A 21,341-nucleotide genomic window follows, 5' to 3' on the forward strand; every position below is an offset into this window, starting at 1 on the left:
TTCCGTGGTGCTCAGCCGATCTCCCTGAAGACGAAGGAGAACTCGGCCGGTTCGGCCCTCAGGTGGTACTGCGGCAGCACGCCCGGGCCGCAGGAGCCCGAGCCGATGCCGTGCAGGGCGTGGTCGAGGTTGACCCAGACCGTGTCGCCCGGAGTGAGGTCGGTGAGGTGGGTGGCCGCGTCCAGCTGCTCCGTCGTCCAGCGCCGGGCGCTGAGGGAGAACTCCGGGTCGCCCTCCACCCGCAGCCCGCCGATCTCCGCCCAGCGCACGTCGGCGCGTGCCCCGTTCTCCTGCGGGCGCACGTACGGCGTCTGCAGACCGTCCACGGTGGACTCCCAACGTCCCAGCCTGGACGCCGACTTCGTATCCGGATAGCCCTCCCCGGGACCGCCGCCGAACCACCGCACGGCGTCGGCCCGCGCCAGCCCGAGGCGGATGCCCAGCCGGGGCAGGGGCATCGTCCACGCGCCGTCCGGGCGCACGGACACGGTCAGCTTCAGACCGGTGCCGTCCGACGTCCACCGGTACACCGTGCCGAGCCCGAACTCCCGGGCGGCCGGCGCCACCCGGGTCCGCACGGTCAGCGCGTCGTCGCCGAGTTCCACGGCGTCGAGGCGGTGCCGCATGCGGTGCAGGCCGTACGTGCGCCAGACCGTCGCCCAGCGGGTGTCGGGCTGCCACTCGGCGCCCGCGTCGTTGTCGGTGGTGGCCCGCCACACGTCCAGCCGCAGCCCGCTCACCCCGACCCCGCCGATGGTGCGCAGCGCACCGGTGCGGGCGTCGAAGGAGGCCGGCCCGAGGGTGATCACCCGGTCCCCGGGCACCGGTCCGTCGGTCGCGGCCACCGCAGGTGTCGTCCGTACGGCGACGGGGACCTGGCCCCAGGCGACCTCGTGGCCCGCGGGCGCCCAGGCGGTGTCCGCCGCGAGCAGCGCCCGTACCGTCCATCCCGTCTCGGCGCCCCGCGCCTCCACCGGCGGCTGCGGCAGCTTGACGTCGGCCGACGCGCCGGGTGCGAGCGCCGGGACCGGCAGCACGCCCGTCCCGGCCGTCTCGCCGTCGACCTGGTACGACCACTCGAAGGCGAGGTCGGACAGGTCGGCGAAGTCGCGCTTGTTGGTGATCCGCACGGTGCCGTCCGGATGGTCGCAGGCGATGCCGACCGGCTCGACGACCTTCTTGAACTCCAGCAGGCCGGGGGAGGGCCTGCGGTCCGGGAAGACCAGGCCGTCGCAGACGAAGTTGCCGTCGTGCAGCTCCTCGCCGAAGTCGCCGCCGTAGGCGAAGCCCAGCTCGGGGTGGGTGATGCCGTGGTCGATCCACTCCCACACGAAGCCGCCCTGGAGCCGGTCGTGGGCCTCGAACAGCCGCTGGTAGTCGGCGAGACCGCCCGGCCCGTTGCCCATGGCGTGCGCGTACTCGCAGAGGATGAAGGGGAGTTCGCGCCGCCGGTGCGTCCCGCCGTCCAGCCGCCCGCCGATCGCCGCGACCTCGGCGTGCGTGGCGTACATGCGTGAATAGACGTCCGTGTCACGGCAGTCGAGGTCGCCCTCGTAGTGCACGAGGCGCGCGGGGTCGCGGTCGCGGATCCACTCGGCCATGGCGGTCAGGCCGCGTCCGGTGCCCGCCTCGTTGCCGAGCGACCAGATGACCACCGACGGATGGTTCTTGTCGCGCTCGACCATGCGCGCGGCGCGGTCGAGGAGGGCCGGGGTCCAGCGGTCGTCGTCGACGGGGTTGTCCCGCCAGGCCTGTTCGGTGAACCCGTGGGTCTCCAGATCGCACTCGTCGATCACCCACAGGCCGTACTCGTCGCACAGGTCGAGGAAGGCCGGGTGCGGCGGGTAGTGCGAGGTGCGGACGGCGTTGATGTTGTGCCGCTTCATCAGCAGCACGTCCTCGCGCATGGTCGCCAGGTCGAGGGCGCGGCCCTGGTCGGGGTGCCATTCGTGCCGGTTGACGCCCCTGAAGAGCAGCGGCCTGCCGTTGACCTTGACGAGGCCGTCCTCGAGGGCGACCGTCCGGAAGCCGATGCGCAGCGGCACGCGTTCGCCCGCCGTGACGAGGGCGCCGTCGTAGAGCATCGGCGTCTCGGCGGTCCACGGCTCGACGGGGACGGTCACCGGGGCACCGGTCTCGACATCGATGTCCAGGGCGGGCACGGACACCCGCCCCTCGACGTCGGAGTCGACGCGCAGGGTGCCCTCGCCCGTGCGGTGGTCGTAGGAGGCGTGCACGAAGAAGTCGAGCGCGCCGCCGGCCGGGCGGTGCAGCAGCGTGACGTCGCGGAAGATGCCGGGCAGCCACCACTGGTCCTGGTCCTCCAGGTACGAACCGGCCGACCACTGGTGCACGCGGACGGCCAGCACGTTGCCGCCGGGCCTGAGCAGATGCCCGACCGCGAACTCGTGCGGCAGCCGGGAGCCCTTGAACGTGCCGAGGTCCGTGCCGTTGAGCCAGACGCGGGCGCAGGACTCCACGCCGTCGAAGCGGATCACCGCACCGCCGTCGGACAGGCTGGGCCAGTCCTCGGGCAGGTCGAAGACGCGCAGGTGGTCGCCGGTCGGGTTCTCCGTGGGGACGCGCGGCGGGTCGACCGGGAAGGGGTAGAGGTGGTTGGTGTAGATCGGCAGGCCGAAGGCGCCGTCGCCCTGGAGCACCCAGTGCCCCGGGACCGTGACCTCCGCCCAGTCCCCGGCGTCGAATCCCGGCTCGGCGAACGAGTCGTCCTCGGCGTCGGCGGTCGGCGACCGGCGCAGCCGCCAGCTGCCGTTCAGCGAGAGGGACTTCGCGTCCGAGGAGGCGTACCAGGCGCGGGGCGGCAGAGCCCCGCCGCCGGGGGAGACGTCCTCGACGTGGTCGACGGACGTGGTGGTGCGGAAAGACATCGGTCTCCAGGTCGTGAGAGAAGGGTCAGCCCTTGATGCCGGTCTGCGCGATCCCCTGGACCAGCCAGCGCTGGAGGAAGAGGAAGACGAAGAGCAGGGGCAGGATGGAGATGGTGGTGGCCATGAAGATGAGGTGGTAGTTGACCGTCTGGTTGGTCATGTACGAGGACAGCGCGACCTGAACGGTCCAGGCACTGGGGTCCTGGCCGATGACCAGGGGCCACAGGAAGGAGTTCCATCCGCTGATGAACGTGATGGTGGCGATGGCCGCGAAGAAGTTCAGCGAGTTCGGCACGACGACGCGCCAGTAGGCGCCCCAGTGGCCGAGCCCGTCCACGCGTGCCGCCTCCTCCAGCTCCTTGGGGAACCCCAGGAAGTACTGCCGGAACAGGAAGCAGGTGAAACCGGTGAACAGGCCCGGGACGATCAGACCCCGGTAGCTGTCCACCCAGCCGAGGGACGACACCAGCACGAAGCTGGGAACGAAGGTGACCGCGGTCGGGACCATCAGGGTGAACAGCACGCCGTAGAAGACCTTGTTGGCGTGTCGGTACGGGATGCGGGCCAGGCCGTAGCCGGCCAGTGAGCACACCAGCAGGGTCCCGGCCGTGTGCAGGACCGCCACGATCAGCGAGTTCACCATCGACTGCCCGAAGTCGACCGTCGCGTCGTGGAACGGCTGGGTGATGTTGTCCCACTGGATGTCGGTGGGGAAGAACTTCCAGTTCTCGCCGGTGATCTCGGGGTCGGTGGAGAGGGCGTTGCGGACCAGGATGTAGAAGGGGATCAGGAACAGGACGGCGGCCATGCCGGTGGCGACGTAGAGGCCGGTCGAACCCATCGCTCCGCCACCGCCCTGCGTGCGGCGCGGCTTCCCGGCCTTCGGCGCGGTCGTGGTCACGTGGTCTCCTCACCCCTTCCGAAGCCCATGATCTTGCCCTGGAACAGGGTGACGACGCAGATCAGGAGCGTCAGGATGACGGCGCCGGCGCTGCCCTTGCCGTAGTTCTGGTCCTGTCCGAGGGCGGTGTAGTAGAGCTCGACGAGGGGCGGGCGCCCCCACGTCGTCCTGGACAGCAGGTTGAAGAACTCGTCGAACGCCTGGTAGGCGGCCACGATCAGCAGCAGGATCACGGCCGTGGAGGTGGCCCGCAGCTGTGGCAGTGTGATGTACCAGAAGGTCTGCCAGCCCCGCTTGGCGCCGTCGATGGCGGCGGCCTCGTACAGCTCCCGCGGAATGTTCTGCAGCGCGGCCAGGAAAAGGATCATGTAGAAGCCGGACTGCAGCCACAGCCGGGCCGTGATGATGACCAGCCAGTACCAGGGCGGGTCCGGGTTGGCGAGCCAGGCGATGTTGTCCACGCCGAACAGATTGAGGACGGTGTTCGCCAGACCGAAGCGCACACCGTTGAAGATCGACATCTTCCAGATCAGCGAGGCCGCGACGTAGCTGCACGCCGTCGGCAGGAAGAACACCGACCGGAAGAAGGCGCGCAGGAAGCGCAGCCGGTTCACCAGCATCGCAAGGCCCAGCGAGACCGCCCAGGTCGTGGGCACGATGAACGCGGCGAAGACGGTGAAGGTGATGAGGGAGCCGGTGAAGCGGCCGTCCGACAGCAGCTCCCGGTAGTTGCCCAGGCCGACGAAGTCGCTGGGCGTGACGGTGAAGCGCGCCTCGAAGAAGCTGAGGTAGACGCTCCAGCCGATGGGAACGTAGACGAAGACGATCAGCCCGATCAGGAACGGGCTGGTGAAGAGCCAGAAGTTGAAGGTGCTGCTGTCCCGCAGCCCCCGCCGCGGCCGGGCCGGGGAGGCCTTGGCCGGGGCGGGGCTCGCGAGGCCACGCGTGGTGGTCGTCGACATGTCGTGGTCCGTCCGGCGGTCTAGCCGAACAGCTTCTTGAGCTCGGCGCCGACCGTCTTGTCGGCCTTGTCGAGGGCGGCCTCCGGGTCTCCGTTCTTGCGGACGCAGTCCGCGAAGACGTTCTCGGTCGCGGTGATCATGGCTTGGGTCCAGCCGATCCTGTCGAAGTGGCCGTACTCGTTGAACAGCTTCACGCCCTCGGCCGGCAGGCCCGACTTGAGCTTGGTGGCGGACTGGGCGATGGAGGTGCGCGGCGGGATGTGGAATCCGTAGGACAGGGCCCAGTCCTCCTGGTACTTCTTCTGGTCGATCCACAGCCACTTGACGTATTCCTTGGCCGCGTCGACGTTCTTGCCCTTGGCGTTGACGAACATCGACCAGCCGCCGTTGTAGACGGCCGGCTTGCCGGCGTCGCCGACCTTCGGGAACGGCATGATGCCGAGGTCGTCGCCGAGCGTCTCCTGGAACTGCGGCATGGCCCACATGCCGCACCACTGGATGGCGCACAGTCCCTGGTTGAGCGCGGAGGGGTCCCAGAAGTCGGCCGGAGCGTCGAGCAGAAGGTCGCCGCTGGTGAACAGCTTGCGCAGCCCCTTCAGGCCCTGGACGACGCCGTCGGTGTGGTAGGCGATCCGGTTCTTGTCGTCGAGGGTGTCGGCGCCGGCCCCGTAGAACAGCGGCTGGATGACCGCGTGCAGGTCGTTGCCGAGGAACAGGCCCTTGACCTTGCTGGTGGTGAGCTTCGCGGCGGCCTCGATGAGCTCGTCCAGGGTGGTGGGCGGCTCGATGCCCGCCTTCTCGAGCATCGACTTCCGGTAGAAGAAGAACTGCGGGTCGTCGATCATGCGGACGCCGTACGTCTTGCCGTCCATCGTGTGCGAGGCGATGTCCGCCTGGTTGAAGTCGTCCTTGACCGGCTCGATGATGTCGGTCAGGTCGGCCACCTGACCGCTCTTGATGAGCTGGTACTGCGGGTGGAACTCGAACAGATCCGGCGCGTTGTCCGTGAGCAGGGTCGCGAAGAGCTTGCTCTCGAAGTTCGACCCGGTGATCCACTGCGTCCTGACGTGCGCGCCCTGGTACGCGGCCGCGTACCGCTTGATGGCCTGCTCGGTGCCCGCCTCGCCGTAGGCGTGGAAGTACTGGACGAGCTGCTTGCCCGAACCGGAGCCGCCGCCGCGGCCGTTGTTGCTGCCGCACGCGGCGAGCGTGCCGGCGGCCGCCATACCCGCGGCAGCGCGGAAGAGGGATCGGCGGGACCAGTTGCTGTTGCTCATTGCCGACATGCTGACGTCCTTGTCTCGTGTGCGGCTGCGGCTCCACGGCTTCAGCGCGACGTGGCTCGAAATGCGGTGCGGTGCGGGGACGTTATTCTTCTGCCAATCCTTCGGCAAGGGGTTGGACGAAGTCTGCGCGAAGCGTTGTACGCCGTTCGGGATGCCGAACGCGGGCAGGGCGCACGGGGGGTGAGGGCCGCCGGTCCAGGGGTGCCCGGCCGCCGGCCCTCGGTACGGGGTCCTACGGCGTCACTGCCTGCTCCAGGCCTCGTTGGACCCGCCGTTGCAGCTGTAGAGGATCACCTTGCTGCCGTCCGCGGTCGCCTGCCCGCTGACGTCGAGGCACCGGCCGGACGCCTCGCTGAGGATCTGGCCGTCGGCGTTGAGCAGCCAGCGCTGGCCGGGACCACCGGTGAATCCGGAGGTCGTCGTCAGGCCGGAACTCCCGGCCGTGAGGTAGCCGTTCACGCCCTTCAGGCCGCCCTTCGCGTCGTACGACCACGACTGCTCCTCCCCGCCCGTGCAGGTGTCGATGGCGGCCCCGGAGGCGTTCGCCGTCAGGCACTTGCCGGACTGCCTGCCCGCCAGCGCGCCCGTGACCGCCGAACTGCCGTGGCCTTTCCGGCCGAGGACGTACGTGGTGACGGACCGGGCGGCGAGCGTCGCCGACACCGTCCCCGAACTCACCGTCGGCTTCCGGACGTTCGCCCAGTCCTCGGTGGCCGAGGTGCGGACGGCCTTCTCGGCCCGTACCGGCGCCTTGCTGTTGAAGTGCAGACTCAGCGGTGTGTCCGCGGAGTTGTGGTTGTTGACCACGACCACCCACGTGCCGTCCCGGTCGTACGACGACACCTCGACCCCGTCCGGCGCCCCGGTCACGTTGTGCGCGACCGAGCCCGGCCGGACGAACTTGCTGTACTGGCCGAGCGCGTAGTACCGCTTGGTGAAGTACAGCTTCTGGTCGCCGTTCGTCGCGTAGTCGGGGTCGTAGTAGATCAGGCCGTCGTTCCAGCCCGCGTCGTTCTTCTCGGTGGGGGAGGTGCCGTACCCGCCGGCGAGCGCCACCCACCACTGGAAGGCCGAGTCGTGGGCGCTCGCGAAGTCCTGGTAGATGATCCTCGACATCAGCAGGGCGTTGTCGATGGTCGGGTCGTACTCCTGGTTCCAGCCGGTCGAGCCCTTGCCGAAGCAGCAGATCTCGGTGGCCCACGACTTCCGGCCGACCGTCCTGGACGTCTCGTAGACGCGGGCGAGTCGGCCGTCGTCCGGGTTGTCGTACGTGTGGTGGGCGAGCGCCGACACGTACTGCCGCGTGCCCGGCTGCGAGATCCACTGCGGGAGCTCGGAGGCGAACTGGGTCGTCCGGCTGGACTCGTCCGCGATGATCGACGTCTTCTGCTTCCGCGCCCGCTGCTCGGCCCCCAGCGCCCGCACGATGTCGTCACGCTGGTCGGGCGGGACCTGCATGCCCTCCTGGCCGCAGGAACCGAAGTCGTTGTCGGGTTCGTTGAACGGGCTGATGTGGTCGAGCCGGACGCCCTGCCCGGCGAAGTGGTCGGTCACGTCGGCCACGTACCTGGCGTAGTCCGACTCGTTCTCCGCCTTCAACCGGCCGCCGCACGACTGCCCGTTGGTCGTCCACCGGGCGGGCGCGCTGTTCACGAAGCCGATCAGGTCCTTCACGCCGTACCTCGCGGCGTACTTCAGGAAGGTCCGGCCGCCCTTGTCCCTGCTCCAGTCGTAGGAGCCGTCGGCCGCAGGAAGTCCTCGGCGGCGCGGGCGGGGGTGGTGACCGCGACGCCGCCACCGCCGATGTTGTACCGGTACGAGGACAGGTCCAGGCCCTGCTTCGAGAACAGCAACCGTGCGACCCGGGACTGCACTTCGGGCTTGAAGTACTGCAGGTCGTCGACCCACCAGGCGCCCGACGCGCCGATGTCGTCGACGGTCTGGGCGGCGTGCGGGGAGACCTCGGCCGCGGTGGGGGCGGCGGCCGAGGAGGGCGGGGCGGACATCAGGGGGGCCGCGACGGCGAGCGCGGCCGCGGCCGTCAGGAGAACCGGTCTGCTGCGGTGGGGGTGAGACACGTGCATCCCTTCCGTCGTCATGAAGGCGGTGCGGTACGGCTCCTTGCGGGGGTGGTGCGCTGTGCGGTCCGGTGCCCCACGGACTGCAGGGCACCTTCCAGCGCGAACGTGGCCGCGCCCAGGCACACCGGGTCGGTGGGGATGGGGGAGAGGACGATCTCGGTGGCGGCCATCGGCCGCGGCAGCGCGTGCCGGGCGACGGCCTCGCGCACCTCGGCGATCAGGGGGTCGCCGAGGGCGCTCGCGACCCAGCTGCTGAGCACGACCACCTCGGGGTTGAACAGGTTGACCAGGTCGGCGATCCCGGCGCCGAGGTACTTGACGGTGTCGCGGACCACCTTGACCGCCACCGGGTCGCCGGTGCGCAGCCCCCGCGCCAGCGCGTCGACGGTGGCCGTCTGGTCCTCGGTGTGCAGCAGCGCACTGCCGGGATCCAGCTCCCGCAGCGTCAGCATGATCCCGGACGCGCCGACATAGGCCTCCACACAGCCGTTCCTGCCGCACCGGCACAGCCGGCCGTCCAGGACGATCGTGGTGTGGCCCCACTCGCCGGCGCTGTTGCTGACGCCCCGGTGCAGGGCGCCGCCGAGGACGAGTCCCGCGCCCACACCGGTGCCGAGGTTGACCACCACGGCGTCCCCGCGCCCGCGTACCGCCCCGAACCACAGCTCGGCGACCGCGGACGCGCGCAGCGGGTTGTCCAGATACAGCGGGTAGGCGATGTGCTCGGTGAGCAGGTCCAGCAGCGGCACGTCGTGCCAGTTCCAGTTGGGCGCGTACTCCGAGAAGCCGGTCGCACGGTCGACCTGGCCCGGGACGCTCACGCCGACGCCGAGCACCCGGGCGCCCTCGATCCCGGCCTGCGCCACCACCGAGCCGACGGCGGCGGCGACATGGCCGACCACCTGCTCGGGAAGGCTCTCGCCGGGGCGGACGTCCTCCTCGGCGCGGGCCAGCACGTTCAGTGCCAGGTCGAACAGCTCGACATGGACGTACGTCTCCGCGATGTCGACGCCGATCAGCGCGCCGCCCGAGGCGTGGACGGCGACGAGGCCGCGGGGGCGGCCGCCCGCCGAGTCCTCGAAGCCGACCTCGGTGATCATCCGCAGTTCGAGCAGCTCGCCGACGAGCGTGGCGACCGTCGCGAGGCTCAGTCCGGTGGCGGCCGCCAGCTCCTGCCGTGAGGTGGGAGACTGGGCGATGATCTGGCGCAGCACCTCGTAGCGGTTCGCGGTGCGGATGTCCCGTGATGTGCCGCGCCTCATCGAAGTCCCCTCACTGCCGGGCCGCTCCGGCGCGGCGCAAGGCTATGGCCTGCGGAGGACTTTCGACAAGGGGTTAGGAAAGGGGTCCGGAAAAGTCCTGGCCCAGGGGGAGGGAGCGGTCGGCGTGCACGCGGTGCGGGGCGGGGATCAGCCGTCGAGCACGTCCCGCACGAACGCGTTGGTGAACATCCCCGCCGGGTCCAGTGCCCGCGCCAGTGCCCGGAAGTCGTCCAGCCGCGGATACCGCTCCCGCACCACCGCCGCCGGCAGGGCGAACACCTTGCCCCAGTGCGGGCGGGCGTCGAACGCGTCCAGCGCCTCCTCCAGCCGCCGCACCACCGGCAGTACGGCCTCGGTGTCGTCGACCCAGGTGAAGTGCAGCGCCACGGTGTCCCGCCCGTAGGCCGGGCTCAGCCACTGCGTGTCGGCGGCCACCGTGCGCACCTCGCAGGTCTGCGTGACAGGTGCGAGCGTCGCCCGGAGCGCGTCGAGCGCGTGCAGGGCGTCCAGGGCGTGGGGCCTCGGCAGCAGGTACTCCGACTGGAGCTCGGCGCCGCTGCTCGGGACGAACTCGGCCCGGAAATGGGGCAGTCGCTCGTGCCAGGGCCCGGGCACGCCGAACTGCTCGGTGCAGTGGACCGCCGGCATGCCCGGCACCGGGTGCAGCTTCCCGGTGGCGGGAGGGGCCCACGGGAAGTCCGGCAGCGGCTGGTCGGTGCGCCGCTTGCGCCACACCTGGCGGAAGCCCGGCGCCCGCCAGTCGGTGAACAGGCTCACGCTGTACGCCGAGGCCATGATCGTCTCGAACGTCCCGACGTCCATCCCGGCCAAAGGGAGTTCGGTGTACAGGTGCTGCTCGACCTCGTAGGCCGGCTCCAGGTCGAGGGTCAGGGCGGTCACGACACCCAGCGCGCCCAGCGAGGTCACGGCACCGCCGAAGCGGTCGTCGCCGCGTGCGATCCGCAGCGTCGTCCCGTCCGCCACGACCAGCTCCACCTCCCGTACGGCCGAGGCGAGCGAGCCGTTGAGCACGCCCGAGCCGTGGGTGCCGGTGGCCACCGAACCGGCGACGGAGATGTGCGGCAGGGACGCCATGTTGGGGAGGGCGAGCCCGCGCGCGTGCACCGCGCTGGCCAGTTCCGCGTACCGGACGCCGCCCGAGACCCGTACCGTACGGGCGGCCGCGTCGACGTCGAGCACCGGCGGCAGCCCGGCGATCGACAGCAGGACGCCCTCCGGGCCCGGCTCGGCGATCGCGTTGAAGGAGTGCCCGCTGCCCAGCACGCGCACCCTCGCGCTGGCGGCCACCAGCCTCCGGAGCGCGTCGAGCGAGTGCGGGCGCTGCAGCTCCTTGGCCGTGTACGTGATGTTGCCCGCCCAGTTGGTGACCGTGTCCGTCATGCGTGCCGTCCCTCCGCGGACTGTGTGTGCGTTGACCCTCTCATCCGCACCCGCCTACTTTAGAGAGCGTTTTCCACATGGTTTCCGTGCCCCCGGCCTTCGCGCCGCCGGGGCTTTCGTGCCGCTCAGCGGAAGGTCACGCCGTTGCCCGAGCGTCCCCAGGCCCTGTTCGCCATGACAGCCGCCCACGTTCCGCACGTGTTCCCGCCGGAGGTGCTGGCGCGGCTGCGTGAGTCCGTGGACATCGATCCCGCCCGGGTGGTCCGGGACTTCGGCGATCCCGGCGTCCGCGAGGCGCTGGCCCGCACCGAGATCCTGGTCACCGGCTGGGGCTGCCCCCTCCTGGACACGGCCGCCCTGGACGCGGCGCCGCGCCTGCGCGCCGTCCTGCACGCGGCCGGCTCGGTCAAGGGCTTCACCACGCCCGAGGTGTGGCGGCGCGGGATCGTGGTCTCCTCGGCGGCCGCCGCCAACGCGGTCCCGGTCGCCGAGTACACCCTCGCCATGATCCTGCTGGCCGGCAAGGACGCCCTCGGCGCCCGCGAACGGCTGCGCACCGGCCGCGCGTTCCCCGGCTGGGAGATCGTCCCCGGCATCGGCAACCTCGGCCGCCGGGTCGGCGTCGTCGGCGCCTCCCGCATCGGCCGCCGCCTGCTGGAGCTGCTGCGCCCCTTCGACCTGCGCCCGAGCCTGGCCGACCCGTACGTCGACGCGGCGGAGTCGGCCGCGCTCGGCGTCCCGCTGCTGTCCCTGGACGACCTCCTGCGCACCTCGGACATCGTGACGCTGCACGCTCCCGCGACGCCGGAGACGCACCATCTGATCGGCCGCCGCGAGCTGGCCCTGATGCCGGACGGGGCGGTCCTGGTCAACACCGCGCGAGGGGCCCTGGTCGACCACGAGGCGCTGACCGCCGAACTGCGCACGGGGCGCCTCGCCGCGGTCCTCGACGTCACCGACCCCGAGCCGCTGCCGCCCGGCTCACCCCTGTACGACCTCCCCAACGCCTTCGTCACCCCGCATCTCGCCGGCTCCCAGGGCAACGAGGTCGCGCGCCTGGGCCGGGTGGTGGCGGAGGAGGCGGCACGGTTCGTCCGGGGGGAGGCGCCGGCGTACGCGGTGGATCCGGAGGCACTGAAGAAGGAGGCCTGAGATACGGATTTCGTGGCCCAAGTGTGGTGGTCGCGGGGCGGCCGCTGGTCGTCCCCACCGGCTACGGACGCGACGAGCGGTGGCTCTGCGTCCACGCGTCCGTGGCCGGGCCGCAGCCTCGCCGGCGGCACCGAGGTCTGCGTCACCGTCACCCACGTCGACGGCCTGGTCCTCGCCCGCTCGGTCTTCGAGCACGGCGTGGACCACCGCGGCGCGATGATCCACGGCGAGGCCCGCGCGGTGACCGGCGCGGAGGAGAAGCCGGCGGGGCTCGCCGCCCCACCGAGCACGCGGCGCCCGGGCAGTGGTCCTACGCCCGCCGCCCGGACCGCAGGGAACCCGCGGCCACCACTCTGCTCGCCCTCTCCCCGGAAGAGGCCTCCGTCAAGATCCGCACCGGGCCGCCCGGCGACGGCGCCGGCCCGGACGCCGAACGCGGCCCGTGGGCCGGCACCCTGCCCCTGACCTCGCTCTGGGGCGCTCCCGTCGCCGACCCGGCGCTGCCGCCGGACACCCCCGTACCAGGACACATCGCGCGCCGTGGGGGGACCCGGCACGGCCGGCGCGCGGGCGAAGGCATACCGTGAGGAGCTGAACGTCCGAACCGGGAGGAGCGTGGGGATGGGCAGCCGTACCGCACTGGTCGAGGATCTGATGGAGCGGTTCCCGCACGTGCCGCGGGAAGCCGTCTTCAAGGAGGACCTGCTGCGCGGAGGCGTGGCCTTCGACCCGTCCGCGCTGAGCGACAACGAGTCCGGCGAGGTCAAGCCGAAGTCGTACTTCATCTTCTCCTTCGACCACGGAACCCTGCCGGAGCTGGGCGAGGCCGCGCTGCGGCGCCCGCCGGAGGAGATCATCCTCACCGGCGGCCCCTACGACCTGCGCCGTACCGTCGTCTCCGTGCGGGTGAACCCGTCCTCGCCCTACCGGGTCGCCGCCGACGAGCACGGCGTGCTCGGCCTCTACCTCGACGGCAGGCGCATCTCGGACGTCGGCGTGCCGCCCATGCCCGAGTACTACCGGCACACCCTCTCCAACGGGAAGTCGGTCATGGAGGTGGCCCCGACCATCCAGTGGGGCTACCTGATCTACCTCACCGTCTTCCGCGTCTGCCAGTACTTCGGCGCCAAGGAGGAGTGCCAGTACTGCGACATCAACCACAACTGGCGCCAGCACAAGGCGGCCGGGCGGCCGTACACGGGCGTCAAGGACGTGGAGGAGGTCCTGGAGGCGCTGGAGATCATCGACCGGTACGACACCGCCAGGGCGTCCACCGCCTACACGCTCACCGGCGGCGCGATCACCAAGACGGTCTCGGGTCGTGACGAGGCCGACTTCTACGGCCACTACGCCAAGGCCATCGAGGACCGCTTCCCGGGCCGCTGGATCGGCAAGGTCGTCGCGCAGGCCCTGCCCAAGGACGACGTGCGGCGGTTCAAGGACCACGGCGTGCAGATCTACCACCCCAACTACGAGGTGTGGGACGAGTATCTGTTCAAGATGTACTGCCCGGGCAAGGAGCGGTACGTCGGCCGGGACGAGTGGCACCGGCGCATCCTGGACTCGGCGGACGTCTTCGGCGCGCGCAACGTGATCCCCAACTTCGTGGCGGGCGTGGAGATGGCCGAGCCCTTCGGCTTCAAGACGGTCGACGAGGCGATCGCCTCGACCACGGAGGGACTGCGCTTCTTCATGTCGCACGGCATCACGCCCCGCTTCACCACCTGGTGCCCGGAGCCCACCACCCCGCTCGGCAAGGCCAACCCGGCGGGCGCACCGCTGGAGTACCACATCCGGCTGCTGCAGGCCTATCGCCGGACCATGGAGGACTTCGGCCTGTCCTCGCCCCCCGGCTACGGCCCGCCCGGACCCGGCCGCGCCGTCTTCTCCGTCAGCTCCTTCATGGACAGCCTCCCGGCGCAGGACGCGGCACCGACGGCGCAGGTGTGAGCCGGAGCCCCGCGTGACCTCTGGGCACGGTGAGTGAAGCGTGGTCTCCTTGCGTACATGAGGCTGGAGTTGTGCCGCGCGGTCGGCCGGGCAGGGGTCCGCCAGGACAACTGAATACAGCGCTTGTCAGTTGTGAGAGAAACGTGAAAGGCTCCTGCCCTGCCGCGAGGGTCCCCCCAACTCCATTGCCGTCATGGTGAGTTGACCTCGCTTGTGGATGCAGGAGACCCATGCCCGACCTGCCGACCCCGAAGGACGCCGCCGAGGCCGCGCTGTTCTCCGAGTGCTGGGACGCGGTGCTTTCCTACGCGGACCTGTGCACCGCCGGCGCGGCCGCGGCCACGCAGCTGGCCACCGAGGCCTTCGCGCTTGGAATCCGCGAGGTCCGGGCGTCCGGGACCGCGACCGCGACCGTCCGCGACACCGGCCGCCGCCGGCCCCGGCTGCCGGTGATCCCGCTGCTGCTCACCGCCGTACGCACCACGGCCCTGGCCTGGGAGTCCGGCGGGCAGGGGACCGACCTCGACCCGGACCTGCGGCTCTGGCTCAACTCCGACAAGGCCGCGCGCTACACCGGACCCCCGCTGCGCCGCCCGCTCGCCCTGCGGGCCCTGCGCGATCTCCAGGAGCCGGACGCGGCGCTGCTGTGGCTGGCCGAGGTGGAGGCGCTGCCGCTGCCCGTGGTGGCCCGCCGGCTCGGCCTCGACCCGGACCTGGTCGGCGACGAACTCACCCAGGTCCGCGGCCTGTTCAGGGACCGCTGCCACCGCGCCCACATCGACACCCCGATGGACGCGCAGTGCCGCAGCTACGCCCGCCTGCTCGACGCCGTCACCCGCTCGCCGGCCGCCGACGTCCCGCCGGACCTCTCCCGCCACCTTGCCACCTGCGTGGACTGCGCGGAGGCCGCCGCCTGCCTGCGCCCGCAGGGCGGCGGGCTGCCCGCCGCCCTCGCCGGCGGGGTCATCGGCTGGGGCGGCCTCGCCTACCTGGAGCGCCGCCGCCGCGCGGCCGAGGTGCGCCTGGGCGCCGGACGCCCCCAGCGGGCCGACGCCGAGGGCGGCGAGCCGAAGAACGGCGCGAACCGCGCGCGGATGCTGCGCGGCGGCCTGCTCGCCGCCGCCGTCGTCGTGTCGCTGCTCGCGCTGGCGGTGTCACTGATGCCGTTCGGCTCCGGGGACGAAGGCGGCGCCGGTGGCGACGCCCCGGCCGACAGCTCACCGGTGGCGGCCCCGGCGCCGTCCCTGCCCGCCCTCACCACCTCGCCCGCGGCCTCCCCCACACCCACACCCACACCCACCCCCACCGCGACGAAGACCCGCGGCACGGCGAAGAACCCGGACCCGGAGCCGCAGGGCACCACCTCGTCCACGGCCGCCGGCAAGCCGGTGCCCGACCGGAGCGAGCCGGCCGCCTGCGAGGTCACGTACCACCTCGACAGCCAGTGGCCCGACGGCTTCCAGGCCACCGTCTCCGTCACCACCGCCGCCGCGCTCGACGGCTGGCAGGTCGCCTGGTCCTTCCGGGACGGCCAGCAGGTCCGCCAGATGTGGGACGCGAACGTCGCCCAGAGCGGCTCCCGCGTCACGGCGTCCGCCGCCGACTACAACAGGTCGGTCGCCGCGCACTCCACCCTCACCTTCGGCTTCCTGGCGTCCTGGCAGGGGACGAACTCGCCGCCCTACGCCTTCACGCTGAACGGGCGTGCCTGCACGAAAACCGGTTGACGGGAGCCCGCCGCGGCGGGCTACTGTTGCGGCGGTTCACACGGCGGCCCCCGGCCGCCGTGCCGAGACGAGTGTGTGACCGAGGAGGTGTCGACCGATGGCTGTCATTGCGATGAGCGCCGCCCGCATCCAGATCATCACGTCCACCTCCGTGGCCGCCGGCTGACGACCTCTCACCTCGCCGGGGCCGCCCTTCGAAGGGTCACCCCTTGACTTCCAGCTCTGCTGCTTCCGTCTTCTCCGCACTCGCTCCCTACGGCTGGGACGAGGCATGGGCGGACGAGTTCGCCCCCTACGACACCGAAGGACTCCTGCCCGGGCGGGTGATCCGGGTCGACCGCGGTCAGTGCGACGTGGTCACCGCCGGCGGGGTCGTCCGGGCCGACACCGCGTTCGTCACCCCGCACGACCCGATGCGGGTGGTGTGCACCGGCGACTGGGTCGCCGTTGAACCCGGCGGGAACCCCCGCTACGTCCGCGCGTATCTGCCGCGCCGTACCGCCTTCGTGCGCTCCACCTCCTCCAAGCGGTCCGAGGGGCAGATCCTCGCCGCCAACGTCGACCACGCCGTCGTCGCCGTGTCCCTCGCGGCCGAGCTCGACCTCGGACGGGTCGAGCGCTTCCTGGCCCTGGCCTGGGAGTCCGGCGCGCAGCCGCTCGTCGTGCTCACCAAGGCGGACCTGGTCCCGGACCCGGTGACGCTGGCCCACCTCGTGCAGGACGTCGAACTGTCGGCACCGGGCGTGCAGGTGCTGGCCACCAGCGCCGTGGACGGGGACGGGCTCGACGTCCTCGTCGGTGCCGTCTCGGGCGGTACGTCGGTACTGCTCGGCCAGTCGGGCGCGGGCAAGTCGACCCTCGCGAACGCCCTCCTCGGCGCCGAGGTCATGGAGGTGCGGGCCGCCCGGGACGTCGACGGCAAGGGTCGCCACACGACGACCACGCGCAACCTGCTCGCCCTGCCGGGCGGGGGCGTCCTCATCGACACACCCGGCCTGCGCGGGGTCGGCCTGTGGGACGCCGAGACCGGCGTCGGTCAGGTCTTCGCCGAGATCGAGGAACTGGCGCAGCGGTGTCGCTTCCACGACTGCGCCCACGACGCGGAGCCGGGGTGCGCCGTGCTGGCCGCCCTCGACTCCGGTGACCTGCCGGTCCGCCGGCTGGAGAGCTACCGCAAGCTCATGCGGGAGAACCGGTGGATCGTTGCCAAGACCGACGCGCGGCTGCGGGCGGAGCTGCGGCGCGACTGGAAGCGGAAGGGGGCCGAGGGGCGGGCCGCGATGGAGCTGAAGCGGGGTCGTACGCGCTAGGGGTGCCGTCCGGGCAGGTCCCGGCGTCACGTCCGATTTCCGCCAGCCCGGCCGGCGGGCAGGGCGGAGACTGGACACCGTGATGGACGAGGACACCCGCTACGAAGCCGTACGCAGCCGCGACGCCCGTTTCGACGGTGAGTTCTTCTTCGCCGTGCGGACGACCGGGATCTACTGCCGGCCCAGCTGCCCGGCGGTGACGCCCAAGCGGCACAACGTGCGGTTCTTCGCGACGGCCGCCGCCGCGCAGGGCTCGGGGTTCCGGGCCTGCCGGCGGTGCCGGCCGGACGCCGTGCCCGGATCGGCCGGGTGGAACGTCCGCGCGGACGTCGTGGGACGGGCCATGCGGCTGATCGGGGACGGCGTCGTCGACCGCGAGGGCGTCCGTGGGCTCGCGGCGCGGCTCGGCTACAGCACGCGGCAGGTGCAGCGGCAGCTGACCGCCGAGCTGGGTGCCGGGCCCGTCGCGCTCGCCCGGGCCCAGCGGGCACACACCGCGCGCGTGCTGGTGCAGACGACGCGGCTGCCGATCACGGAGATCGCGTTCGCGGCCGGATTCGCCAGCGTGCGGCAGTTCAACGACACCATCCGGGCGGTGTACGCGGCCACCCCGACCGAGCTGCGCACCACCGCACCGGACGGGGGCCGGGGCGGCCGGCGGACGGCCGCGAGCGCCGAGATCCCGTTGCGGCTCGCCCACCGGGGGCCCTACCTCTCCGGTGCCGTCTTCGACCTGCTGTCCGACGAGGCCGTGCCCGGGGTCGAGGAAGTGAGCGGGGAACGCGGGCGGCGGACCTACCGCCGCACGCTCCGGCTGCCGCACGGCACCGGCATCGCCGCCGTCGACGAGCGCACGGGCAGCGCCCGGTCCGCGTCCGGGGCCCACCCCGGCGGCTGGCTGGACGCCCGGCTGCACCTCACCGACCCCCGCGATCTGACCACCGCCGTCGGGCGGCTGCGACGGCTCCTCGACCTCGACGCCGACCCGTACGCCGTCGACGAGCGGCTCGGCGCCGACGACCGGCTCGCGCCCCTGGTCGCCGCCCGGCCCGGGCTGCGGTCCCCGGGCGCCGCCGACGCCGAGGAGCTGGCCGTGCGCGCGGTGGCCGGGACGGCGGAGGCCGAGCGGCTGGTGCGGCGCTACGGGAAGGCCCTCGACGCGCCCTCCGGCGGCCTCACCCATCTCTTTCCCGAACCGGCCGTCCTCGCCGGGGCCGAACCGCACGGGGTGCTCGGCGCGCTCACCACCGCGCTTGCCGACGGCGCCGTCCGCCTCGATCCGGGCGCCGACCGCGACGACACGGAGGCGGCCCTGCTGGCGCTGCCGGGCCTGGACGCCGCTACGGTCGCCGTGATCCGCACCCGCGCCCTGGGCGACCCGGACGTCGCCCCGCCCGGCCCGGACCTGCCCGACAGCTGGCGCCCCTGGCGCTCGTACGCCCTGCAACACCTGCGCGCAGCAGGAGAGTTGGACCGCCCCTGATGACCACCCTCTGGACCCGCGTCGACAGCCCGCTCGGCCCCCTCCTGCTCACCGCCGACCCGGGCGGCGCCCTGACCTCCCTCACGGTGCCCGGGCAGAGGAACGGCCGCACGGTGCAGGACGGCTGGCGGCACGAACCCGCCCTCCTGCGTACCGCCGAGGAGCAGCTGGCGGCCTACTTCGCCGGTGAGCTCAAGGAATTCCGGCTTGAGTTCGGCGCGGCCGGCAGCGAGTTCCGGGAGCGGGTGTGGGCCGCCCTCGACACCGTGCCGTACGGGACGACCACCACGTACGGCGAGATCGCCGCCCGTATCGGTGCCTCCCGCGCCGCCGTCCGGGCGGTCGGCGGCGCGGTCGGCGCCAATCCGCTGCTGATCGTCCGCCCGTGCCACCGGGTGATCGGCGCGGACGGATCGCTGACCGGCTACGCGGGCGGCCTGGAGCGCAAGGTGCGGCTGCTCACCCTGGAGGGGAGTCTCTAGGGGTGTCAGACACCCCTAGGCCCCGCCGCCCTCGTCCTCCAGACCCCAGCTGTGGATCCGCCGCGGGTGGATGCGGATCACCTCCTGGCTGAAGTGCGGGCCCAACTCGTGGGGCCCGGTGAGGAGTTCGGCCTCTCCCCGGATGTCGATGCCGCGGACCTTCCAGGGACGCAGGCTGACGATGTCGTCGACCACCAGGGCCACCCTGGGGTTGTGCCGGAGATTGCGCCACTTCTTGGTGCGGCCCATGGCGTGACCGCCGACCAGGATCGTGCCGTCCTCCTGCGGGAAGAAGCCGACCGGGTTGGCCTGCGGCTGTCCGTGCGGGTCGACGGTGGCCAGCCGCCCCAGCCGCTGCGATCTGAGGTACGCGCGCTCGGTCTCGCTGAATTCGGTCATACCCCTCAGCCAAACACGCCGGCCCGGCGCGCACATCGGGTCCCCGCCCCGCACCGCCGGTCCCACGCCCGCCCCGCGCGCCGTTCAGCCCCAGATCACCGCCCCCAGCCACGCGCCCGCGATCAGCAGACACGTGAACAGTTCCGCCAGCAGGCTGGAGCCGCCCGAACGCATCGCGGTCCGCAGCGCCGCCATCGCCTCCCCGTGCCGGCCCAGGCGGTGACGCTCGTAGAGGTAGATGCCGCCCATGAAGCCGGGGATCGCGCCGAGCACGGGGATCAGAACGAAACCGAGGAACGCGCCCACCCCCGCGTACACCCAGGTGCGGGCGGTGGCGTCGCTCGCGCGCAGCCGTCTCGGCGGCAGGGCCCAGCGCACCACCTGGGCCAGGAGCAGCGCCACGGTGGCCCCCACCAGCACGAACCACGACACCGGCTGCGGATCCTTCAGCGCCCACCACAGCACCGCGGCCCACACGAGCCACGATCCCGGCAGCCCGGGCACCAGCACTCCGCACAGGCCGAGCAGGAGGACCAGTCCGACCAGCAGGAGGTCCCACACTCCCATCTGACCAGGGTGCCGGAGGAGCGCCGAAGCCGCAGATCAGCCGTGATCAGCCGGAGTGCTCCCGGGCCACCCAGCCCCGTTCGTAGGCGTGCCAGCCCAGCTGGAGCCGGGTCGTCACACCCGTCAGCTCCATCAGCCGCTTCACCCGGCGCTGCACGGTCCGCAGGCCCAGGTCCAGCTGTTTCGCCACGCTCGCGTCCGTCAGGCCGGCCAGCAGCAGGGACAGGACCTCCAGGTCGGTGGCGTCGGGCCCGTCCGGCTCCTGCTCGGTGACCCCGTCCGTCCCCAGCCGCAGCGGCAGCGCGTCCCGCCACACCGACTCGAACAGCCCGGACAGCAGCTCCAGCAGCCCGCTCTCGTGGACGACCAGCGCGGCGGGCTCCGCGGTGTGCGTGGTCAGCGGGACCAGGGCGAGGGTCCGGTCGGCCACCACCAGCTTGGTGGGCACCCGGTCCACCACCCGCACCCGTTCGTCGCGGCCGAGCGCGGCGGACAGTTCGGTGATGCCGTCCGGCAGGTCCAGCACCGAGCGCTCGACCACCACCCGGTAGCGGACCCCGCGCCCGGCCGCCTGCTCCTCCGCCTCGTTGTCCGGGCCGGAGACGACGACCGGGGCGCCGGTGACCAGGGCGCACACCTCCTCGCTCGCCCCGAGCTGAAGCTGCAGGAAGCGCTGGGCGACCGCGGCCGCGCCGATCACCACCTCGACCAGGTCGTGCACGGCGGGCTCGGCCGCCGCCGCCCGGTACTCCTCCGCGAGCAGCGCCACCGCCAGCTCCGCCTGCTCCAGCTCGTGCCGCTGCTGGGTGAGCAGCGCCCCCAGCGCCACCGCGGGCGGTGCCGCCACCCAGCGCCCCGGCCGGGCCGAGGACTGCGCGGCGAGCCCGTGCCGCTCCAGCCGGCGCAGCGCGCGCTCCGTGTCCTGTTCGCCGAGCACCAGCCGCCGTGCGAGATCGGGCACGTCGGCGGCGCCCACGGACACCAGCGCCCGGTACGCCGCCTCGTGCGTCTCGTCCAGCCCCAGCGCGCCCAGCATCGGTTTCCCGCCCTCCCCGGAGTTCCGCGCGGGGTGCGCGGTGGCGGGAAACAGCCACGGCGCAAACCCGCCTCGGCACATCATCGCCGTATCACCCGGCACTCTGCCAAGGTGTGGGCACGCCTGGGTTGATCAGCACGGGTGCGAGGCGCAGGGGGCACGTCGGCGGCGCACGGCCGAGGGCCGGGGACAGCGGCCGCACTCGGGTCCGGCCGACCGGCACCGTGGCGTGATCCGGGCGTCCAGAGCGTGACCCGGGCCCGAGACGTGCCGTCGGCGCAGCGCCGGCACGAAGGGGATTCGGACCCGGGTCACTTCCACGTCGCCGGGTGGTTCTCCCGTGGGGGGTGGAACCGCCCGGCGGCCTTGACGCACTGCCGTTCGACGGTCCCCCCGACGCGCCGTTCGAGGCGGAGAGCGCGCCGTTCGAGGCGGAGTGCCGTGCCCGATTTTC

Annotated in this window: 15 protein-coding genes and 2 pseudogenes; 7 read left to right on the top strand and 10 right to left on the bottom strand. The window is 72.3% G+C overall.

Annotated features, from left to right (window positions below):
• Nucleotides 1-11 precede the first annotated feature (11 nt).
• From ACIRPX_RS27495 to ACIRPX_RS27525, 7 genes and pseudogenes are all read right to left on the bottom strand, one after another.
• Nucleotides 12-2,888, bottom strand: coding sequence for a glycoside hydrolase family 2 TIM barrel-domain containing protein (locus ACIRPX_RS27495; RefSeq protein ID WP_404199854.1), 2,877 nt, complete (start codon nucleotides 2,886-2,888; stop codon nucleotides 12-14).
• Between the two features lie 25 nt (nucleotides 2,889-2,913).
• Nucleotides 2,914-3,789 (bottom strand): carbohydrate ABC transporter permease, encoded by an 876-nt coding sequence (locus tag ACIRPX_RS27500; RefSeq protein ID WP_404199857.1) that lies wholly within the window; start codon nucleotides 3,787-3,789, stop codon nucleotides 2,914-2,916.
• Nucleotides 3,786-4,751 (bottom strand): carbohydrate ABC transporter permease, encoded by a 966-nt coding sequence (locus ACIRPX_RS27505; RefSeq protein ID WP_404199860.1) that lies wholly within the window; start codon nucleotides 4,749-4,751, stop codon nucleotides 3,786-3,788. The genes ACIRPX_RS27500 and ACIRPX_RS27505 overlap by 4 nt, the downstream gene beginning before the upstream one ends.
• A 20-nt stretch (nucleotides 4,752-4,771) precedes the next feature.
• Entirely contained in the window at nucleotides 4,772-6,037 is a 1,266-nt protein-coding gene (locus tag ACIRPX_RS27510) for an ABC transporter substrate-binding protein (RefSeq protein ID WP_404199863.1), read from the bottom strand.
• Between the two features lie 240 nt (nucleotides 6,038-6,277).
• Nucleotides 6,278-8,121, bottom strand: a pseudogene (locus ACIRPX_RS27515) (glycoside hydrolase).
• 11 nt (nucleotides 8,122-8,132) lie between these two features.
• The gene (locus tag ACIRPX_RS27520) at nucleotides 8,133-9,380 is read right to left on the bottom strand and encodes an ROK family transcriptional regulator (RefSeq protein ID WP_404199866.1); all 1,248 of its coding nucleotides are present in this window, start codon (nucleotides 9,378-9,380) and stop codon (nucleotides 8,133-8,135) included.
• Between the two features lie 147 nt (nucleotides 9,381-9,527).
• Nucleotides 9,528-10,781, bottom strand: a complete 1,254-nt coding sequence (locus tag ACIRPX_RS27525; protein WP_404199869.1) for a D-arabinono-1,4-lactone oxidase — start codon at nucleotides 10,779-10,781, stop codon at nucleotides 9,528-9,530.
• 144 nt (nucleotides 10,782-10,925) lie between these two features.
• On the opposite strand from ACIRPX_RS27525, the gene ACIRPX_RS27530 reads away from it, so the two are divergent.
• From ACIRPX_RS27530 to ACIRPX_RS27560, 7 genes and pseudogenes are all read left to right on the top strand, one after another.
• On the top strand, nucleotides 10,926-11,933 hold the full coding sequence (locus ACIRPX_RS27530; RefSeq protein ID WP_404199872.1) for a hydroxyacid dehydrogenase: 1,008 nt from the start codon (nucleotides 10,926-10,928) through the stop codon (nucleotides 11,931-11,933).
• Nucleotides 11,934-11,956: 23 nt separating this feature from the next.
• Nucleotides 11,957-12,520, top strand: a pseudogene (locus ACIRPX_RS27535) (pyridoxamine 5'-phosphate oxidase family protein); the annotation flags it as partial.
• A gap of 34 nt (nucleotides 12,521-12,554) precedes the next feature.
• Complete coding sequence (locus ACIRPX_RS27540; RefSeq protein WP_404199875.1) at nucleotides 12,555-13,883, top strand: radical SAM protein; 1,329 nt, start codon at nucleotides 12,555-12,557, stop codon at nucleotides 13,881-13,883.
• Between the two features lie 230 nt (nucleotides 13,884-14,113).
• Nucleotides 14,114-15,610 (top strand): cellulose binding domain-containing protein, encoded by a 1,497-nt coding sequence (locus tag ACIRPX_RS27545; protein ID WP_404199878.1) that lies wholly within the window; start codon nucleotides 14,114-14,116, stop codon nucleotides 15,608-15,610.
• Between the two features lie 209 nt (nucleotides 15,611-15,819).
• Nucleotides 15,820-16,920 (top strand): ribosome small subunit-dependent GTPase A, encoded by a 1,101-nt coding sequence (gene rsgA / locus ACIRPX_RS27550; protein WP_404199880.1) that lies wholly within the window; start codon nucleotides 15,820-15,822, stop codon nucleotides 16,918-16,920.
• Nucleotides 16,921-17,002: 82 nt separating this feature from the next.
• The gene (locus ACIRPX_RS27555; RefSeq protein ID WP_404200100.1) at nucleotides 17,003-18,403 is read left to right on the top strand and encodes a bifunctional transcriptional activator/DNA repair enzyme AdaA; all 1,401 of its coding nucleotides are present in this window, start codon (nucleotides 17,003-17,005) and stop codon (nucleotides 18,401-18,403) included.
• Nucleotides 18,403-18,885 carry a methylated-DNA--[protein]-cysteine S-methyltransferase gene (locus ACIRPX_RS27560; protein WP_404199883.1) on the top strand — a complete coding sequence of 161 codons (483 nt, stop codon included), beginning with the start codon at nucleotides 18,403-18,405 and terminating at the stop codon, nucleotides 18,883-18,885. The genes ACIRPX_RS27555 and ACIRPX_RS27560 overlap by 1 nt, the downstream gene beginning before the upstream one ends.
• A 15-nt stretch (nucleotides 18,886-18,900) precedes the next feature.
• On the opposite strand, the gene ACIRPX_RS27565 is transcribed toward ACIRPX_RS27560, so the two are convergent.
• The 3 genes from ACIRPX_RS27565 to ACIRPX_RS27575 all read right to left on the bottom strand — a co-directional run bounded on the left by ACIRPX_RS27565 (nucleotide 18,901) and on the right by ACIRPX_RS27575 (nucleotide 20,887).
• Nucleotides 18,901-19,284, bottom strand: coding sequence for a PPOX class F420-dependent oxidoreductase (locus ACIRPX_RS27565; RefSeq protein WP_404199886.1), 384 nt, complete (start codon nucleotides 19,282-19,284; stop codon nucleotides 18,901-18,903).
• A gap of 84 nt (nucleotides 19,285-19,368) precedes the next feature.
• Complete coding sequence (locus tag ACIRPX_RS27570; protein WP_404199889.1) at nucleotides 19,369-19,851, bottom strand: DUF456 domain-containing protein; 483 nt, start codon at nucleotides 19,849-19,851, stop codon at nucleotides 19,369-19,371.
• 46 nt (nucleotides 19,852-19,897) lie between these two features.
• Nucleotides 19,898-20,887, bottom strand: coding sequence for a helix-turn-helix domain-containing protein (locus tag ACIRPX_RS27575; RefSeq protein WP_404199891.1), 990 nt, complete (start codon nucleotides 20,885-20,887; stop codon nucleotides 19,898-19,900).
• Nucleotides 20,888-21,341: the final 454 nt, after the last annotated feature.

The sequence above is a fragment of the Streptomyces sp. NPDC101225 genome (genome assembly GCF_044767585.1).
Classification (GTDB): domain Bacteria; phylum Actinomycetota; class Actinomycetes; order Streptomycetales; family Streptomycetaceae; genus Streptomyces.

What these genes read in the sequence shown, in the direction of transcription:
- ACIRPX_RS27495 (WP_404199854.1), bottom strand. Translation starts at nt 2,888, where the DNA reads ATGTCTTTCCGCACCACCACGTCCGTCGACCACGTCGAGGACGTCTCC.
- ACIRPX_RS27505 (WP_404199860.1), bottom strand. Translation starts at nt 4,751, where the DNA reads ATGTCGACGACCACCACGCGTGGCCTCGCGAGCCCCGCCCCGGCCAAG.
- ACIRPX_RS27510 (WP_404199863.1), bottom strand. Translation starts at nt 6,037, where the DNA reads ATGTCGGCAATGAGCAACAGCAACTGGTCCCGCCGATCCCTCTTCCGC.
- ACIRPX_RS27520 (WP_404199866.1), bottom strand. Translation starts at nt 9,380, where the DNA reads ATGAGGCGCGGCACATCACGGGACATCCGCACCGCGAACCGCTACGAG.
- ACIRPX_RS27525 (WP_404199869.1), bottom strand. Translation starts at nt 10,781, where the DNA reads ATGACGGACACGGTCACCAACTGGGCGGGCAACATCACGTACACGGCC.
- ACIRPX_RS27540 (WP_404199875.1), top strand. Translation starts at nt 12,555, where the DNA reads ATGGGCAGCCGTACCGCACTGGTCGAGGATCTGATGGAGCGGTTCCCG.
- ACIRPX_RS27545 (WP_404199878.1), top strand. Translation starts at nt 14,114, where the DNA reads ATGCCCGACCTGCCGACCCCGAAGGACGCCGCCGAGGCCGCGCTGTTC.
- ACIRPX_RS27555 (WP_404200100.1), top strand. Translation starts at nt 17,003, where the DNA reads ATGGACGAGGACACCCGCTACGAAGCCGTACGCAGCCGCGACGCCCGT.
- ACIRPX_RS27560 (WP_404199883.1), top strand. Translation starts at nt 18,403, where the DNA reads ATGACCACCCTCTGGACCCGCGTCGACAGCCCGCTCGGCCCCCTCCTG.
- ACIRPX_RS27565 (WP_404199886.1), bottom strand. Translation starts at nt 19,284, where the DNA reads ATGACCGAATTCAGCGAGACCGAGCGCGCGTACCTCAGATCGCAGCGG.
- ACIRPX_RS27570 (WP_404199889.1), bottom strand. Translation starts at nt 19,851, where the DNA reads ATGGGAGTGTGGGACCTCCTGCTGGTCGGACTGGTCCTCCTGCTCGGC.
- ACIRPX_RS27575 (WP_404199891.1), bottom strand. Translation starts at nt 20,887, where the DNA reads ATGCTGGGCGCGCTGGGGCTGGACGAGACGCACGAGGCGGCGTACCGG.